The sequence below is a fragment of the Flavobacterium niveum genome, assembly GCF_055231775.1.
The window spans coordinates 448,863-467,107 of the sequence record NZ_JBUYSX010000002.1 but is presented as its reverse complement, the minus strand read 5'-3'; the positions used below and the strand labels follow the sequence as shown (position 1 = coordinate 467,107).

At 46.5% G+C, this 18,245-nt stretch carries 16 protein-coding genes; 11 read left to right on the top strand and 5 right to left on the bottom strand.

Features of this window, described 5'->3' with window-relative positions; all coding sequences use genetic code 11:
- The first annotated feature begins 76 nt into the window (after positions 1-76).
- From ACZIX4_RS07495 to ACZIX4_RS07465, 7 genes are all read left to right on the top strand, one after another.
- A complete protein-coding gene (locus ACZIX4_RS07495) occupies positions 77-1,132 on the top strand; it encodes an aldose epimerase family protein (protein WP_463334999.1) in 1,056 nt (351 codons plus the stop codon).
- A gap of 1 nt (position 1,133) precedes the next feature.
- Positions 1,134-2,222, top strand: a complete 1,089-nt coding sequence (locus ACZIX4_RS07490) for a glycoside hydrolase family 53 protein (protein ID WP_463334998.1) — start codon at positions 1,134-1,136, stop codon at positions 2,220-2,222.
- 460 nt (positions 2,223-2,682) lie between these two features.
- The gene (galK, locus tag ACZIX4_RS07485) at positions 2,683-3,867 is read left to right on the top strand and encodes a galactokinase (RefSeq protein WP_463334997.1); all 1,185 of its coding nucleotides are present in this window, start codon (positions 2,683-2,685) and stop codon (positions 3,865-3,867) included.
- Positions 3,854-4,897, top strand: a complete 1,044-nt coding sequence (locus ACZIX4_RS07480; RefSeq protein WP_463334996.1) for a UDP-glucose--hexose-1-phosphate uridylyltransferase — start codon at positions 3,854-3,856, stop codon at positions 4,895-4,897. The genes galK and ACZIX4_RS07480 overlap by 14 nt, the downstream gene beginning before the upstream one ends.
- 57 nt (positions 4,898-4,954) lie before the next feature.
- Entirely contained in the window at positions 4,955-6,628 is a 1,674-nt protein-coding gene (locus ACZIX4_RS07475; RefSeq protein ID WP_463334995.1) for a sodium/sugar symporter, read from the top strand.
- Positions 6,629-6,987: 359 nt separating this feature from the next.
- The gene (locus ACZIX4_RS07470) at positions 6,988-8,757 is read left to right on the top strand and encodes a 1-deoxy-D-xylulose-5-phosphate synthase (RefSeq protein WP_463334994.1); all 1,770 of its coding nucleotides are present in this window, start codon (positions 6,988-6,990) and stop codon (positions 8,755-8,757) included.
- A 63-nt stretch (positions 8,758-8,820) separates the two neighbouring features.
- Entirely contained in the window at positions 8,821-9,774 is a 954-nt protein-coding gene (locus ACZIX4_RS07465) for a DUF3078 domain-containing protein (RefSeq protein WP_463334993.1), read from the top strand.
- 113 nt (positions 9,775-9,887) lie between these two features.
- On the opposite strand, the gene ACZIX4_RS07460 is transcribed toward ACZIX4_RS07465, so the two are convergent.
- From ACZIX4_RS07460 to ACZIX4_RS07440, 5 genes are all read right to left on the bottom strand, one after another.
- Positions 9,888-11,228, bottom strand: a complete 1,341-nt coding sequence (locus ACZIX4_RS07460) for a deoxyguanosinetriphosphate triphosphohydrolase (protein ID WP_463335186.1) — start codon at positions 11,226-11,228, stop codon at positions 9,888-9,890.
- A gap of 73 nt (positions 11,229-11,301) precedes the next feature.
- Positions 11,302-11,850: a hypothetical protein gene (locus tag ACZIX4_RS07455; RefSeq protein WP_463334992.1), complete on the bottom strand. Its 549-nt coding sequence runs from the start codon at positions 11,848-11,850 to the stop codon at positions 11,302-11,304.
- Positions 11,850-12,425, bottom strand: coding sequence for a hypothetical protein (locus ACZIX4_RS07450; RefSeq protein ID WP_463334991.1), 576 nt, complete (start codon positions 12,423-12,425; stop codon positions 11,850-11,852). The genes ACZIX4_RS07455 and ACZIX4_RS07450 overlap by 1 nt, the downstream gene beginning before the upstream one ends.
- Before the next feature lie 120 nt (positions 12,426-12,545).
- Positions 12,546-13,001, bottom strand: coding sequence for an RDD family protein (locus ACZIX4_RS07445; RefSeq protein WP_463334990.1), 456 nt, complete (start codon positions 12,999-13,001; stop codon positions 12,546-12,548).
- A 65-nt stretch (positions 13,002-13,066) separates the two neighbouring features.
- A complete protein-coding gene (locus tag ACZIX4_RS07440; RefSeq protein ID WP_463334989.1) occupies positions 13,067-13,561 on the bottom strand; it encodes an RDD family protein in 495 nt (164 codons plus the stop codon).
- Positions 13,562-13,780: 219 nt separating this feature from the next.
- On the opposite strand from ACZIX4_RS07440, the gene ACZIX4_RS07435 reads away from it, so the two are divergent.
- Genes ACZIX4_RS07435 through kdpB form a run of 4 tightly spaced genes read left to right on the top strand, consistent with a single transcriptional unit; the run spans position 13,781 to position 17,940 of the window.
- Positions 13,781-14,062, top strand: coding sequence for a DUF7674 family protein (locus tag ACZIX4_RS07435; RefSeq protein WP_463334988.1), 282 nt, complete (start codon positions 13,781-13,783; stop codon positions 14,060-14,062).
- A 41-nt stretch (positions 14,063-14,103) separates the two neighbouring features.
- Positions 14,104-14,181: a potassium-transporting ATPase subunit F gene (locus ACZIX4_RS07430; protein WP_411428405.1), complete on the top strand. Its 78-nt coding sequence runs from the start codon at positions 14,104-14,106 to the stop codon at positions 14,179-14,181.
- A gap of 3 nt (positions 14,182-14,184) precedes the next feature.
- Complete coding sequence (kdpA, locus tag ACZIX4_RS07425) at positions 14,185-15,888, top strand: potassium-transporting ATPase subunit KdpA (RefSeq protein ID WP_463334987.1); 1,704 nt, start codon at positions 14,185-14,187, stop codon at positions 15,886-15,888.
- Positions 15,889-15,900: 12 nt separating this feature from the next.
- The gene (gene kdpB, locus ACZIX4_RS07420) at positions 15,901-17,940 is read left to right on the top strand and encodes a potassium-transporting ATPase subunit KdpB (protein WP_463334986.1); all 2,040 of its coding nucleotides are present in this window, start codon (positions 15,901-15,903) and stop codon (positions 17,938-17,940) included.
- Positions 17,941-18,245: the final 305 nt, after the last annotated feature.

Genomic DNA, 18,245 nt, shown 5'->3' with positions numbered 1-18,245 from the left:
ATACAAAAACTGGTAGGTACTGGTATGGTTAGGTAAAATTAATTTCTACTTTTGATGCTGAATTAATAATTATAATATGGAAAATTCCCAGATTTCATATTTTACACCAAAATGTGTTACGAATTTATTCGGCATACTTCCGGACGGTAAGGAAGTATACAGCTATACCCTTGGCAACGGCCGTGGGCTTGAAGCTACCTTTATCAACTACGGCGCTACCATTACTTCTCTAAAGGCTGCTGCCGGAGATGAAGTTGTAGACACCGTACTGGGATTTGACAACATACAAAACTACATTCAGTCGTTCGGGCTTCCGTCAGGTCCCTACTTTGGCTCGGTAATTGGTCGCTATGCAGGCCGTATCAGCCAGGCGGAAGTTACCCTGAACGGCGGTACCTATAAGCTTAATGCCAATAACAACGGCAACACCCTTCACGGTGGCCTTAGCGGCTTTGGCCGTGCCTACTGGCAAATGAAACGCATACAGGGCGGCGAAAGGCCAAGTATTGTGTTTACCTACACCAGCCCGGATGGTGAAGAGAACTTCCCGGGTAACCTTACCATAGAGGTAGAATACGTACTTACCCCTGAAAACGAATTGCTGGTAAACTACACTGCGGTGACCGATAAAACCACCGTGCTGAACCTTACCCAACACAGCTACTTTAATTTGGGTGGCCACACGCAAACGTTAGAGGGGCAACTGGTACAGGTTGCTGCCGAAGAAATACTGGAAGTAACCCCTGAAGGAATCCCTACGGGTAGCTTTACCAAAGTAGCCGGTACAGCATTGGATTTTAATCAGTCTGCCGAATGCCCAAGGTCAATAGACAATTCTTTTGTATTGCCACAGGATTACAGCATTGCTTCAGCGAAACTGTACAACCCGGCTAACGGCCTTGAAATGACGGTATATACCGACCAGCCGAGCGTACACATTTATGTGGGCGGCAACTGCTTCGGGCAACTGAAAGGCAAGGAAGGTGCTGATTACCATACCTACAGCGGTATTTGCTTTGAGGCACAAAACTACCCCGATGCGCCTAACCAGCCGCATTTCCCTACTGCGGTGCTATACCCGGGTGAAACGTACACCCAGCGTACTAAATTCCATTTTAAGCACGTATTGTAACATGAAAGCATTTCGTTATATACTATCAATGTTGTTTTTGTCGGTTGCCCTTGTACAATGCGGCAGCGATGATAACAACAACACACCCGGCCCTACGCCTGCCACCCCTTTTGTGCGTGCGGTAGACATGTCGTTCCTGCCTGAGGCAGAAGCAGACGGGGCTGTGTACCAAAAAGACGGGGTAGCACAAGACCCTATCATTACACTAAAAAACAGGGGCGTAAACTATATACGCATCCGCCTGTGGAAAAACCCGACTACCGGGCACAGTACCTTTAACGAGGTAAAAGCATTTTCGCAGCGCGTGCACAATGCCGGGCTTAAGGTATGGCTTACGGTGCATTATTCAGATACCTGGGCCGACCCGTCTGCACAGGCAGTACCGGCAGAGTGGGCAAGCCTTAGCTTTGCCGACCTGAAAACGGCTGCCGTAAACTATACCGGGCAGATACTTACCGACATACAGCCTGACATCATCCAGATAGGTAACGAAACCAATGACGGTTTTATGTACCCGTACGGTAACCTTACCAGCAACGAAAGCCAGTTTGTGCAACTGGTAACTGCCATAAGCGCCAAAATTCGCCAGCAGGCTCCTGATACCAAAATAATGCTGCACCACGCGGGCACCGACGGGGCCAACTGGTTCTACAGCAAAGTAAGCAGTGTAGATTATGATTATATCGGGCTGTCGTATTACCCTATATGGCACGGCAAAGACCTGGCAACGCTAAACAGCAACATAACGTCACTGGGCAATACATATAATAAAAAAGTGCTTATAGCCGAAACGGCATATCCGTTTACACTGAACTGGAACGACTGGACAAACAACGTAGTGGGCCAGAGCGACCAGCTGATACCGGCCTATGCCGCGACCCCTGAGGGCCAACTTAATTTCCTTTTAGCACTGCGCAACCTGGTAGAAACCAATGCCGTGGGTGCAGGTTTTGCCTACTGGGGTGGCGAATGGACGGCCTGGAAAGGCACAGAGGCTACCGATGGCTCTACCTGGGAAAACCAGGCGCTGTGGGGCTTTGACAATAACGCACAGCCTGCACTGGAAGCTTTTACAGCCACAGCAGAATAATAAAGTTAGCATTAATAGTAATACCATTTTTAATTGCTGCCTGCCGTAAGCCAGGGTTAAGTGTGAGGAAAACTGACTTTGGCGGCAGCTGCAATTTTAAAGGGCAGCTTTTATAAGGCTGTTTCAATTAGAAGAATAAACAAATCGCGGGCATTGCCCGGGTTTAAAGATATCAACGTGTTGTTACGCAATGAGGGCGTAATGTACGAAGTTGAAATTTGGGTGAATGGTAAAGCAGTAGCCCGGTACGAAAGAGGTTATTACCTGTTTACAACACATCAGCCAGTGGGTTAGGTTTGGGTTAGAAATTCAATGGCATTAAAAGTAAACAACCAGGATAATCATATTCCGCCGGGCAGGCCGCTTGCCGATACAGCATTTCCCCCACAGCAAACACATGTAACTTAATAAATCAGGGCTTAACAGCCCGGTTACCAATAGCTATTTTAGAAATAAAGCGATGAAGAAAAAGTTAGTACAGCAGGTTTCGGCCAGCTTTAAAGACAAATTTGGCGCAGAGCCCGGCCACATATTCCTTTCGCCGGGGCGCATCAATATCATAGGCGAGCACGTAGACTACAACGACGGTTTTGTGCTTCCGGCAGCCATAAACAAGTACGTGTGCTTTGCCGTATCTGAAAACGGTACAAGCACTGTAAACCTGTATGCCAAAGACCTTGACCAGAGCTACAGCTTTAACCTTAACGATGCCCTGCAACCGGGCGATACCATGTGGGCCAACTTCTTCCTGGGTGTAGCACACCTTATTAAAGAACGTGGCCTTACGCTTAGCGGCGTAGATGTGGTATTCAGCAGCACCATCCCTATGGGTGCAGGCCTTTCTTCATCGGCGGCAGTAGAGTGCGGTTTTGCATTTGCACTTAATAACATCTATAACCTTGGCCTTAGCAAAGAAGAAATAGCGCTTATCGGCCAGAAGTCGGAGCATACTTTCGTAGGGGTGAACTGCGGTATTATGGACCAGTTTGCCAGCGTATTCGGTAAAAAGAACAAGGTTATAAAACTGGATTGCAACAACCTGGACCACGAGTACCACAGCGCTGATTTTAAAGAATATTCACTACTGTTACTTGACAGTAAAGTAAAACACACCCTGCTTGAGTCGGGCTACAACGACCGCCGTAACGAGGTAGAGCTTGGCCTTGCCAAACTGAAAGGACAATATCCTGAAGTAAATACTTTCCGCGACCTTAGCGAGGCTCAGGTAGAAGCCTGTAAAGACCTGCTGGGCGATGTGGTGTACCGCCGCTGCCTGTTTGTAGTACGCGAAATACAGCGTGTGCTTGATGCAGTAACAGCACTTGAAAACCAGGATTTCAAAAAGCTGGGCCAACTGATGTTTGCCACGCACAATGGCCTTAGCAAAAACTATGAGGTAAGCTGCGAGGAGCTTGATTTCCTTGCCGATGCCGTGCGTAACGACGAAAACGTACTGGGCGCCCGTATGATGGGTGGCGGTTTTGGCGGCTGTACCATTAACCTTGTAAAAAAGGATGCGGTAAACGGCATTATAGAGCGCGTAGCCGCAGCATACAAAGAGAAGTTTAACATAAAGATGGAAGCCTACAAGATAAAAATATCTAAAGGTACCAGCGTATATAAGAACGAACATGCAGGCATTTGATAATAACGAGCATCCGCACAGAAGGTACAACCCGCTTATAGGCGAATGGGTACTGGTATCGCCGCACAGGGCCAAAAGGCCTTGGCAGGGGCAAAAGGAAAGCGCCGGTGGCGAAGACCGTCCGCACTACGACCCTACCTGCTACCTGTGTGCCGGTAACGAGCGCAGCAATGGTGTATTTAACGATAAGTATACCGATGTTTTTGTGTTTGATAACGACTTCCCGTCGCTACTACAGGAAGAAGTAGAAAAACCTGTCAGCACCGACCTTTTCCGTATAGAACCGGAAAGGGGTATCAACCGCGTAATCTGCTTTTCGCCAAGGCACGACCTTACCCTGCCTGAAATGGAATTGGAAGCCATTAAAAAAGTGGTAGACGTATGGAAGGCACAGTACATAGACTTGGGCAGCCACGACTTCATTAACCACGTACAGATTTTTGAAAACAAAGGTGCCGTAATGGGATGCAGCAACCCGCACCCGCACGGCCAGATATGGAGCCAGAGCTCACTGCCTACAAACGTAGCCAAGACACAGGAAAACCTGAAAAAATATTACGCTGCTAACGGCCGCAGCCTTCTTGCCGATTACCTGAAAGAAGAGCTGGAGCGTAATGAGCGCATCGTTTTTGAAAACGAACACTTTGTTGTACTGGTGCCTTTCTGGGCGATATGGCCGTTTGAAACGCTTATTGTAAGCAAAAGGCATTTTGGCAACATTACCGAAATGACTGAGGAAGAATCGCTTGCTTTCGCAGAAGCGATAAAAATCCTTACCGTAAAATACGACAACCTGTTCGAAACCTCGTTCCCGTATTCGTCGGGTATACACCAGTCGCCTACAGACGGCGAAGACCATCCGGAATGGCACTTCCACATGCACTTCTACCCGCCATTGCTGCGTTCGGCTACGGTGAAGAAGTTTATGGTAGGCTACGAACTGATGGCTGAAGCCCAACGTGATATTTCCCCGGAAAAAAGCGCTGCCACGCTAAGGGAACTCTCAACGGTGCACTACAAGCAACAGTAAATTAGTAAACAAACCCAATAATTTTTTTGTAACCCAAATCTCAACAAACACACATTTATGCATTCTTCATTAGCCAATGCGGATTATATCGTGTTCCTGGTCTACTTTGTACTTATTGTAGGCTACGGATTGTGGATATACAACCGTAAGAAAAAAGAGAGCGCCTCCAGCAGCGATTACTTCTTAGCCGAAGGTTCGCTTACCTGGTGGGCCATAGGTACATCGCTTATTGCCAGTAACATCAGCGCCGAGCAGTTTATAGGCATGAGCGGCAGTGGCTTTAAGATGGGCCTTGCCATAGCCACTTATGAGTGGATGGCTGCCATAACCCTTATTATCGTAGCGGTATTTTTTATACCGGTGTACCTAAAGAACAAGATTTTTACCATGCCGCAGTTCCTCCACCAGAGGTATAATGGCACCGTAGCCATGATTATGGCTGTGTTCTGGCTGTTGCTGTACGTAGTGGTAAACCTTACCTCTATATTGTACCTTGGTGCACTGGCAGTAAGCAGCATATCGGGCATTGATTTTAATATCTGTATTGCGTTCCTTGCCATATTCAGCATCATGATTACCCTTGGTGGTATGAAGGTTATCGGCTTTACCGATGTTATCCAGGTGTTCTTCCTGATACTGGGCGGCCTTATCACAACCTACCTTGCACTAAACCTGGTGTCAGACCAGTTTGGCGGCGAGGGCATACTGGACGGTTTCACCCTGCTGAGCGACAAGGCCAGCGACCACTTCCAGATGATACTGAGCAAGGAAAGCCCTAATTACAGTGCGCTTCCGGGACTATCGGTACTTGTGGGTGGTATGATAATTGTGAACCTTAATTACTGGGGATGTAACCAGTACATAACACAGCGTGCACTGGGCGCCGACCTTAAAACCGCACGTGGCGGGCTACTGTTTGCTTCGTTCCTGAAGCTGATGATGCCGCTTATTGTGGTAATACCGGGTATCGCGGCCTACGTGCTGTACCAAAACGGCAGTTTCCAGAGTGAGATGATGCAGGCCGGTGAACTGAACCCTGACCGTGCATATCCTGTACTGCTAAACCTGCTGCCTGCGGGCCTTAAAGGGCTTTCGTTTGCAGCGCTTACGGCAGCTATTGTGGCTTCGCTTGCGGGTAAGGCAAACAGTATTGCAACCATTTTTACGCTGGATATTTACAAGAAGCGCATCAATGAAAATGCCGACGAAAAGAAACTGGTAAACGTGGGCAAAATCACCGTGGTTGCGGCTATGGTTATTGCTATCGTTATATCTCCGTTCCTTGGTATTGACAAAAAAGGAGGCTTCGAATTTATACAGGAGTACACAGGCTTCTTCAGTCCGGGTATCTTCGCCATGTTTATCCTGGGCTTCTTCTGGAAGAAAACCACCAGCAACGCAGCGTTGTTTGCTACAGTGGGCGGTTTTATCTTCTCGTGCTTCCTAAAGGCGCTGCCGGGGCTTATGGACCTATCGTTCCTGTACCCTATAGGATGGGCGGTACCAAATGCAGAGGGCATATACGAAATACCGTTCCTGGACAGGATGGCGCTGGTATTTGCGCTGTGCGTTATCGGTATGTTCTTTATCAGCGTTAAAGAAAACCAGAAAGGTGTTAAACCTAACGGACTTGAAATAGATACCACAATGTTTAAGGTAACACCGGCGTTTACCGTAGGTGCGCTTATTGTTACCGGCATTACAGCAGCACTCTATACCATATTTTGGTAGATTGTTTAATAAATGTTTTTTTACACACACAGAAGCGCGGCCTGCAAGCCGCGCTTCTACTTTTTTAGAGGAGGAAGCAATTGTAAAAAGTTTTACCACAAGGTTCACAAGGCTTTGTGGATAATGGCTTGTTCCAAGCTACCAAGGTCACGAAGCTTTGCGTGCCAGCCTTGTGTCCCTCAATCCCGATAATCGGGATTGAAACCTTTATCCAATAATTGTAAGCCTTGCCCCGTGTACTTCGCGAAAATACTTAGTGTACCTTGTGGTAAAATTATAAAGTCCCAAACTAAAACGTATTTATATGGACTCCTTTTAAAGGCCGATTATTTCGTGCAAAATATTCATAAATTTGCCCTATGGAAAACACGCTGCTCAGCACTGTAAATTCGCCTGCCGATTTGAGGAAACTCAGCCCGCAACAACTGCCGCAACTGGCTGCCGAACTGCGCGATTTTATTATTGACGTAGTATCGGTTAAGGGTGGCCACCTAGGTGCCAGCCTGGGCGTGGTAGAGCTTACCATAGCGCTGCACTACGTGTTTGACACGCCTGATGATCTGCTCGTTTGGGATGTAGGCCACCAGGCGTACGGGCACAAGATACTTACCGGCCGCCGCGATGTGTTTGCCTCCAACCGCGAGTTCGGAGGCATAAGCGGTTTCCCGAAACGCAGCGAAAGTGAACACGACACTTTTGGTACCGGCCACAGCAGTACCTCCATATCGGCGGCACTGGGTATGGCCATTGCCTCTAAACTACAGGGCGACACTGCGAAAAACCACATAGCCGTTATAGGCGATGCCAGCATAGCATCGGGTATGGCCTTTGAAGGGCTTAACCATGCAGGCGTAACGGATGCCAACCTGCTGGTGGTGCTAAACGACAACGCCATAGGCATAGACCCGAGTGTGGGGGCGCTGAAGCATTACCTTACCGAAGTAAAGGAAGGCCGCAACCCAAGGCAGAACAACATGATAAGTTCGCTTAACTTTGACTATACCGGTCTTATAGACGGGCATGATTTTACCGCACTGATACGCGAACTGGAGCGCCTGAAGCAGATACCGGGCCCTAAATTCCTGCATATAATTACCACCAAAGGCAAAGGACTGAAACAAGCCGAGGAAAACCAGGTGAAATACCACGCACCGGGCAAATTTGACAAACTTACGGGTGAGGTTTTGGCTATAGCCGAAAGCCACCTCCCACCTAAATACCAGGATGTTTTTGGCCTTACACTTACCGAGTTGGCTGCGCAAAACGACAAAATAGTAGGCATTACCCCCGCCATGCCATCGGGCAGTTCCATGAAGTTTATGATGGATGCCTTCCCCAAAAGGGCCATAGATGTGGGCATTGCAGAACAGCACGCTGTAACCCTTGCCGCAGGTATGGCTACACAGGGTATGGTGGTGTATTGTAATATTTACTCCACATTTTTACAGCGCGCTTACGACCAGGTTATACACGATGTAGCGTTGCAAAACCTGCCGGTTATCTTTTGCCTGGACCGTGCAGGGCTTGTGGGCGAAGACGGCGCTACCCACCACGGGGTGTTCGACATTGCGTACCTGAACTGCATCCCGAACATGATACTGTTTGCACCCCTAAACGAAACTGAATTGCGCAACATATTATATACAGCCCAACTTGGCCTGCCCCACCCTATTGCCATACGCTACCCACGCGGGCGCGGTGAGGGTACCGACTGGCAGCGCCCTTTTGAACCTATAGCTATTGGCAAGGCAAAACAGCTGAAGCACGGCAACAGGATAGCCATACTGAGCACCGGGACAATCGGCAATAATGTAACCAAAGCGCTCCACAATCTGGGGAATGAAGCGGTATTTTCGCACTGGCATTTCGGGTTTATAAAACCACTTGATGAAACGGCCTTGCACAGCATATTTTCGGCGCATAAAACTGTAGTTACCATTGAGGACGGAAACGTTGTAGGAGGCTTCGGCACAAACATTAACACTTTTGCCACAACGCACAATTATACTTTGAAAATCAAAAACTTAGGCATCCCAGATAGCTTCATTGAACACGGTTCGGTGAAAGAATTGCAACAAACCTGTAAAATAGACGTTAATTCTTTAAAGGATTTCTTTTCCGGCTTATAGTAAATGACGATTTTTGCACGATTTTTGCGCAGTTTTGCACGAACCGAAAAAACCTCAGGATCAATGATGAAGATTAAAGCCTGCTTTAGCGCTGTACTGCTTGTGTTGCTTTTCCAGCAAGGCCATGCACAGGCGCTGATAACGACTACCCTGCCCGACACCATTTCGCACTGGGAAAAAACCAATGCCGTGGGGCTTGACATTAACGAAATTGCTTTTGTAAACTGGAGCGTGGGTGGTAACAACTCTGTTACCCTGCTGGGCAAAGGGAACTTTACCCGCAAGTACACCAAGAAAAATGTAAACTGGCTGAATGAGCTTATAGTACGCTACGGCCACAACGCACAGGAGGGCCAGATGCCCCGAAAAACGGACGACCAGTTTCAGTTTAACTCCACTTTCGGATACAAAAAAGACAGCATATCGAACTGGTATTACAGTGCCAAGTTCAACTTTAACACGCAGTTTGCCAACGGTTATAACTACCCGAACAAAACACACGAAATATCGGCGCCGTTTGCCCCTGCTTACATCTTTCTGGGTGTCGGTGGTGAATACATCCGCAAGGACTGGGGCTTTAATGCCTATTTTTCTCCGCTAACCGATAAGACAACTTTGGTACTGGACCAATACCTTGCCGACCAGGGTGCTTTTGGTGTGGACAAAGCAGTAACCGACGCGGATGGCAATGTTATAAAACACGGTAAAAAATCACGTACGGAACTGGGTATACTGATGACAAACCAGCTGAAAAGGCAGATTTTTAAGAATATAATGCTGGACAACCGCCTTACGCTGTATACCGACTACCTGAACAGTTTTGGGAATGTTGACGTTAACTGGCAGTTTACCCTGGATATGACCGTAAACCAATACGTAAAGGCCAACATAGGTGCTAACGTGATTTACGACGACGATATTAAAGCCACCGAAGAACGCGACGGACAGGTGGTTACCGTAGGCCCTAAACTACAACTGAAGCAAATGCTGGGCGTGGGACTTAGTTATACTTTTTAAGATTAGTTAGATTTTTAGAACTTTAGATTATTGGATTTTTAGATTGGAACAACAAGATATTATGCCGTTCTAACAATCTAAAAATCCAATAATCTGACTAATCCAATTTAAAATCACTTCCCTCCCGTAACCGTATTATAGAGCAACACAGCATTGCCGTCGGTAAGGGTACTTACAAAATGGCTTATGTGCAGCAGGCGCTCGTATACCGTCATTTTATCGGTAATAAATTTCTCCGGCAGCAGCTTCAGGATAAGCTTATCGTAATTGCTTTCAACGCCCTCAAACTTGTTATTGTAGGCAGTACAAAACGCATCGAGCAGGGTATTGATAATGCGGTAACCCATTACCTCCTTTTCCACTACTTCGCGGCTTTGGTAAATGTTTTTTATGCTGATGTTAATAATGTCCTTCATCTGGGCGGTATAGCTACCCCTGTCGGTAAGCGCATACGGAAATTTACCCGCCAGTATGGCCTCTTCGTTTTCCATAAAAACACTCACGGCATCATTAATCAGCGAACCTATGGCCAGTGCCCGCAGGTAGCTTATGCGGTCTTCCTTAGTGGTAAGGCTCTTGTATTTTTCTACCTGTACATTGTCTTTGACCAGCTTTATAAGGTATTCCAGCGCATAATCTTCAGAGATAAGCCCAAGGTTGATACCGTCTTCAAAATCGATTATGGTATAGCAAATATCGTCGGCAGCTTCTACAAGGTAGGCCAACGGGTGGCGTTCAAAGCCTATATCATCCCCGGTTTTGTTAGGTATCAGGCCCATGTCCTCTGCTACATCCTGAAAGGATTGCTTATCCGCCTGAAAGAAACCGTACTTTTTATCGGCAATATTGCTTGTCGGCTTTTTCGGTAGCGACTCTTTAGGATATTTCATGAACGCACCCAGCGTAGCGTAGCTTATGCGCAGGCCGCCTTCTATGCCCGGGCGCGTGGCTGTAAGCAGGCTGAAGCCGTTTGCATTACCTTCAAACTCTACCAGGTCCTGCCACTCCTTATCGTTAAGGTGTGCGCGGTATTTAAAACCGTTGCCGTTTTTAAAGTATTCGCCTATCGCCTTTTCGCCGCTATGGCCAAAGGGAGGGTTGCCTATATCATGTGCCAGTGCAGCCGCAGCTACTATGGCACCAAAATCGTTCATGTGATAACCGTGCACTTCGGCAAGGTACGGGTGTTTCTCTATAATTTTTTTACCCACAAGGCGCCCCAAAGAACGCCCCACTACGCTTACCTCAAGGCTGTGCGTAAGACGGGTATGTACAAAGTCGGTTTTGCTTAGGGGTATCACCTGCGTTTTGTCCTGCAGGCTACGGAAAGCCGATGAAAATATAATACGGTCGTAGTCTACCTCAAAGCCAAGGCGTGTATCGTCCTGCTCGCGGCGGAGCCTTTTGGTGGTATCGCCCTGCCTTTTCAGCGAGAGCAGCTGTTCCCATTGCATCATTGCGTAGTGGTTATTTTACCCCAAAAGTACGCAATAAGGTTTAAAGGTAAAATGTTAAATCTGCTCCACGCTATTCAAACCCAAAAATGCCTGATATGTTCTTGCACGGGTCATTAGGGTCGCAATAAAATGTTTCTACAACCAATGATGTCCATCTCTTTTTACCACTTCTATATACCAATTGTGGAAAACAATTTTCATTACTCCCATAGCAAAGTAAAAACCTACGGCTATATCCAGCATCTGCTTTATGATAATTTTTATCATTTGAAAAGAGAATAAATTTATTATCAATCATTTGAAGTTCAATTGCAAGCTTTAGTTTTTTAGAAAAATTCCTACATAAAACATAGTAGTAATCTTTCTCCTTATCCGGAACATCGTGTCTGGTTACAACACCCTTTTCAATCGAAATTTTATCGAAAATAATCTTTTCATTTTCTCCGGCATCCGCTAACACGCCTGATATCTGCTGTTCAAGAAATGTTTTCAATTTAATCGTATCGGTAACAACAATAGGTTGCCCCTTTTGGAGGCAACCTATTTCAGCATTTATATAATTCTGAGAATATCCTAAAAAGGCAATCAACAGAAAACTTATTATAAATAAAAATTTCATTAATTCTGACTTATTTGTAACGGTGATTTTGTTGTTACTGTAACTTCTTTGGTACAGCCACTTCCGGTACCTGAAACACACGAAGTACAGCGCCATAACTTTTTACCATCTTTCTCGTACTCTTCGGGGTCACAGCCTTCACGGCAACCGCCATGACACACGCAGGTACCTACAGATAATAGATTTCTTGCAGAGTCATAAACAAAATTTACGTAAAAACTGTTCTGATTTAAGACAAGATCAACACCCACTTTAACACTTTCGTCAGTACTCATGCCAACAAGCTTATATAAGCCGGGAGTGTCTGCAGATGCCTGGATTGAGAAATTCTTTATTGTTTGTGTAACACCGAGGTTCCTAACAGCTGAGTTAATTGAATCTTTTAGTACAGATATATTTTCTGTTATAACAAAACTTCCATTTATTACTTCTCCTACTTTATCCTCAGGCACAATCCTTTGGAATAAAGATGAATTTGTATTTTGGTTATCACTTTGAGTCGAGCTATCTGAAGTACAACTTGCAACCCAGGCTACTAAAAATAAGAAGGACGCTAATATGAATATTTTTTTCATATTGAATTGATTTTTAATGTTAATAATTAATTTGATTGGATATCCAAGCCGAATTAACAAAAAAAAAAAAACGCCGTTTATCCCTATAAGTAGTGATTAACAAACTTTTAACACAGGCAGTTAAGTCCTTTTCCCCGTGCGCACCACAAAGGTTTTGCTCAAGCTGTCGTGCAGGCCAAAAGGCACAGGCCCCAGGAACGACAATGGTTCAAAGGGTATAAACCTCAGCAGGCTGCGCAGCAGTATATTCCATTCGGTAGGTACGGAACCATCAAAGCGTATTACACGCGTACCGGTAATGAACTTGCCAGGCGTACGTTGTAAAAACGATTCAAACAGGCCGTAATACATAATGCTTACCAGCCCATAGAATAATCCCAACCGGGGGTTAGGTACATCGGGGCTTATATTGCCTACGGTTAAAAAATCATATCCATAGGTTTTGGCTGCCCAGTTGCCGGCATCCATAACCAGGGTAAGTATAAAAATAATAAGTACAAAATCTATAAACCAGTTCAGCAACCTTTTGCCAAAGGGTGCCAGTAAAAAAGGCTGCGTGTTTTTGGGTTCTTCCATCCTTGCAGGTTAAAGCCGCAAAGGTAACGATTTCCCCGATGATTTATGCCAAAGCTGTTTTTGGCTTATAGCTCCTGCTGGCCTATCTGGTCGAAATCGTTGTTAAGGCTTAGCGATTCCTTAAGCTTTTTTACATCTACCACATACGTATTCGGGATGCTGTCGTGCCATCCGCGAGACGGCGTACCGAAAAACGAAAACACCTCAAAAGGGATAAGGCGGCTAAAGGTACGCCCCAGTGCCTGCCCTATTGAAAGCTTTTCGCCATACTCATTTACCACCGTAGTACCGGTAATAAACTTGGCAATGGTGCGGCCGGTAAGGGCTTCAAATATAAAATAGTAAAGCAGGAACAAAGAGATACTAACCACGCTACCCCCCAGGCCTTCATCGGTTAAAATCTCGTAAGGCTTGTGGACACCCACGCGTGTAAGGAATGCCGAAATTAAAATAAGGACAAAAAGGATTATGTAAAAAAACACAAGATCCAGCAGGTAGTTTAAAAAACGCTTGCCGGATGTAACCATAATGCTCTCATCGATTCTGTAGTACGTTGACATAATTAAAAATTTTATAATTGGTTCCAACAAATATAACGAAAAGGCTTTTGCATACACATTATCATTTTGGAATACACACCTTATCATTTTGATACGGTTTTCCACTTTGGCATAAAACCTTAAAACTGCAACCACCAATAAAACAAACACTTACCTCACTACTTTCACTTTAGGCATTCATTTTGGCATATACAGACAAAACGCAAATAGTTCCACAAAATGAAAAACCATGTAAAGACCGTTTCTACCAGGGCGGTACAGTTTGCAGAGCTTACTAAAGGTTTTATACGCAACGGGCAGATAAGCAGGGCAAAAAAATGCCTGGATATGGCCGAACTGCTCTTTAAAAACGGCAATGCCGAAACCCGAAACGCCATAGGCAATATCTACGTATCGTCTGTTTCCACCTTTATGGAGATACGCAACTGCTCTATAGCAAAGCTGTTTCCGCCGATGCTGAAAAAAGAATACGTAATGCAGGTTAATGCATCGGGCGTTTAATTTTTCAATCCTTCAATTTTTAAATCTTTCAATAAAGAATCATGACTGCACTTTTTATTATAGCCCTGCTGGTTTTTGCCTACATGTGCTACGTACTTGTAAAACCCGAAAAATTTTAACCCATGAACAGCGAAATCATAGGTATTGTAGTAATGTATGCACTGGTGCTGGCACTGGCTCTGCCGCTGGGCCGCTACATAGGCAAAATATTCAACTACGAACCTACCTGGGCCGACACGATTTTTAATCCGATAGACAAATTATTCTACAAGCTGGGCGGTATTAATGACACGGTGGAAATGACCTGGAAACAGCACCTGGCCGCACTGCTTACCATAAACGGGGTGTGGTTTTTACTGTCCATGTTTGTATTGCTTAATATGGACTGGCTGCCCCTGAACCCCGACGGCAACCCGGCTATGAGCATGGACCTGGCTTTTAACACCACAGTAAGTTTTATTACCAACACCAACCTACAGCACTACAGCGGCGAAACCGGGCTTTCTTACCTGGGACAGCTTACACTGATGCTGTGGCAGTTTATCAGCGCGGCCTGCGGTATGGCGGTGTGTGCCGTGGTATTTAAGGCCATGCAGGAAAAAACACAGCTTACGTTGGGCAACTTTTACAGCTATTTTGTACGCTCGGCTACCAGGGTACTGCTCCCGCTGTGCCTTGTAGTAGCTGCTATACTAGTATTTAATGGTACCCCGATGACCTTTGAGGGCAAGGACCATATTACCACCCTTGAGGGCAAAACTCAGGATGTAAGCCGTGGCCCGGTAGCGGCATTTGTTGCCATAAAACAACTGGGCACTAACGGTGGCGGTTTTTACGGCCCTAACAGTGCCAATCCCATGGAAAACCCCAACTACCTTACTAACCTTGTAGAAAACCTGAGCATAGTACTGATACCTATGGCGCTGGTTTTCGCACTGGGTTATGTACTGAAACGCAAAAAACTCGCGTGGACCATATACGGTGTAATGACCGTAGGTTTCCTGCTGCTGCTTATACCAACCATAATTGGCGAAGCGGGCGGCAACCCGGCCATTGATAAAATGGGCATTGCCCAGCCTACAGGGAGCATGGAGGGAAAGGAAGTACGCTTTGGTGCGGTGGCATCGGCCAACTGGGCTACGTACACTACTTGCACCAGTAACGGTTCGGTTAATGCCATGCACGACAGCTTTACCCCGCTGGGTGGCGCCACTACCCTGCTGGGCATGATGGTAAACTGCTTTTACGGCGGTATAGGCGTAGGGTTCCTTAACTTTTACATCTTCATCATACTCGCGGTATTCATCAGCGGGTTGATGGTAGGCCGTACACCGGAGTTCCTTGGCAAAAAGATAGAAGCCAGGGAAATGAAAATAGCCATGATGGTGGCACTACTGCACCCACTGCTTATCCTTGCAGGTACGGCACTGGCAAGTTACCTGTATGCAGGCAACCCCGAAGCTTATGCCGGTTGGCTCGCCAATCCCGGTTACCACGGCTTCAGTGAAATGCTGTACGAGTTTACCTCATCATCGGCCAATAACGGCAGCGGCTTTGAAGGCCTGGGCGATAATACCCCGTTCTGGAACATAGCCACCGGTATTGTAATGCTGCTGGCGCGCTACCTGCCTATTATAGGCCCCGTAGCCATAGCCGGTATACTGGCTGCCAAAAAGTACGTACCCGAAAGCGCCGGTACCCTTAAAACCGATACTTCAACCTTTGGTTTTATGGTGTTTGCCGTAATATTCATTGTGGCGGCACTGTCGTTCTTCCCGTCGCTTACACTGGGGCCTATAGCCGAGTATTTTTCACTATACCATTAATTTTCGAGATAAATGAAAAGCCAGAATACAAGCCTGTTCCAGAAAGACCTGGTACAGCAGGCATTGAAACAATCGTTTATAAAGCTGAACCCGTCTTCGCTCATAAAAAACCCGGTAATGTTTACCGTAGAGGTAGGCACGCTCATTATGCTCTTTGTATGCGTATGGGTACTGGTGGGCGAAAAGAGCCAGGGCAGCTTCGCATATAACTTTACGGTATTTATCATACTGTTAGTAACGTTACTGTTCGCCAACTTTGCTGAAGCCATAGCAGAGGCCCGCGGTAAGGCGCAGGCCGACAGCCTGCGCAAGACCCGCGAGGAAACCCCTGCCAAAAAAGTGGAACCCGTAGGCGAAATGTACGTAGACGAAATACAGGTAGTACCTTCATCTACACTAAAAAAAGGCGATGTATTTATCTGCGAGGCAGGTGATGTTATCCCTACCGACGGTGAAATCATAGAGGGCCTTGCCACCATAGACGAAAGCGCCATAACCGGCGAAAGCGCACCTGTAATACGTGAAGCCGGTGGTGATAAAAGCTCAGTAACGGGCGGTACCAAAGTATTATCGGACAAGATAAAAGTACAGGTTACCACCAATGCAGGCGAAAGCTTCCTGGATAAGATGATTGCCCTTGTGGAAGGTGCCAGCCGCCAGAAAACCCCGAATGAAATAGCACTTACCATACTTTTGGCGGGCTTCACGCTGGTGTTCATCATCGTGTGTGTAACGCTGAAACCCTTTGCCGATTACGCCAACATCCCCATTACTATAGCGGCGTTCATTTCGTTGTTTGTGTGCCTTATACCTACCACTATAGGGGGGTTGTTGTCGGCCATCGGTATTGCGGGTATGGACAGGGCGTTGCGTGCCAATGTGATTACCAAATCAGGTAAGGCCGTAGAAACCGCAGGCGATATCGACGTGCTGCTGCTGGACAAAACCGGTACCATAACCATAGGCAACCGTAAGGCCACACACTTTCATGCTGCTGCCGGTGTAGACGAACGCGATTTTATAAAAGCCGCCGTACTCAGCTCCATGAGCGATGATACCCCTGAAGGCAAATCCATTATAGAGTTGGCCGGAATTGAAGCCAAAGCCTTTAAGGTAGAAAACCCGCGCTTTATAAAGTTCACCGCCGAAACCCGCAGTTCGGGTATCGATTTTGCCGATGTACGCATCCGCAAAGGAGCCTTTGATGCCATTAAGAATTTAGTGGAAAAAGCAGGCAACCCGTTTGCCGATGAAGTAACCGAAGTGGTGAAGAAAGTGTCGGGCAATGGCGGTACACCACTGGTGGTTTCACAAAACGAAAAAGTACTGGGCGTAATAGAGCTGCAGGATATTATAAAAACAGGCATTGCCGAGCGTTTTGAGCGCCTGCGTAAAATGGGCGTGAAAACCGTAATGGTTACCGGCGACAACCCGCTTACCGCAAAGTTCATTGCCGAAAAGGCCGGGGTGGATGATTTTATTGCCGAAGCCAAGCCTGAGGACAAAATGAACTACATAAAATCCGAACAACAACAAGGCAAGCTTGTAGCCATGATGGGCGACGGTACTAACGATGCACCCGCCCTTGCCCAGGCCGATGTGGGTGTAGCCATGAACAGCGGTACACAGGCCGCCAAGGAAGCCGGTAACATGGTAGACCTGGACAACGACCCAACCAAGCTGATTGAAATTGTGGAAATAGGCAAGCAACTGCTCATGACCCGTGGTACGCTGACCACCTTTAGTATAGCGAATGACGTGGCGAAATACTTTGCCATAATCCCCGCGTTGTTCATTACCGCCATACCGGCATTACAGGGACTGAACATCATGAACCTGCACAGCCCTGAAAGTGCCATACTATCGGCAGTGATATTTAATGCCATCATCATCCCGATACTGATTCCGCTGGCGCTGAAAGGTGTGGCTTATAAACCGATAGGAGCTTCGGCACTGCTGCGCCGTAACCTGTTTATCTACGGCCTTGGCGGGGTAATAGTACCGTTCATTGGTATTAAACTGATTGATATACTGGTTTCTGTATTCTTCTAACCTTTAGTCAAATCTATAAAAAATGTCATGATTTAAAAGACACACCCCTAACCCCTCTCAAGAGGGGAATAGCTTCACTCTTGCTGATAAAATGACTGTGTTTTACAAGTCTGAGTAAGCACATCTGAGTGTTCCCCTCTTGAGAGGGGTTAGGGGTGTGTTATGTAGAAATGATTCAACTATAATGTAATCCAATGCGCATTCCATTCCGACTGGAGCGCAGCGGAACGGAGGAATCTCCTAAACAGTTTAAAATTGAGATTTCTCGACTCCGCTGCGCTGCGCCCGAAATGGAAGAACAGTAC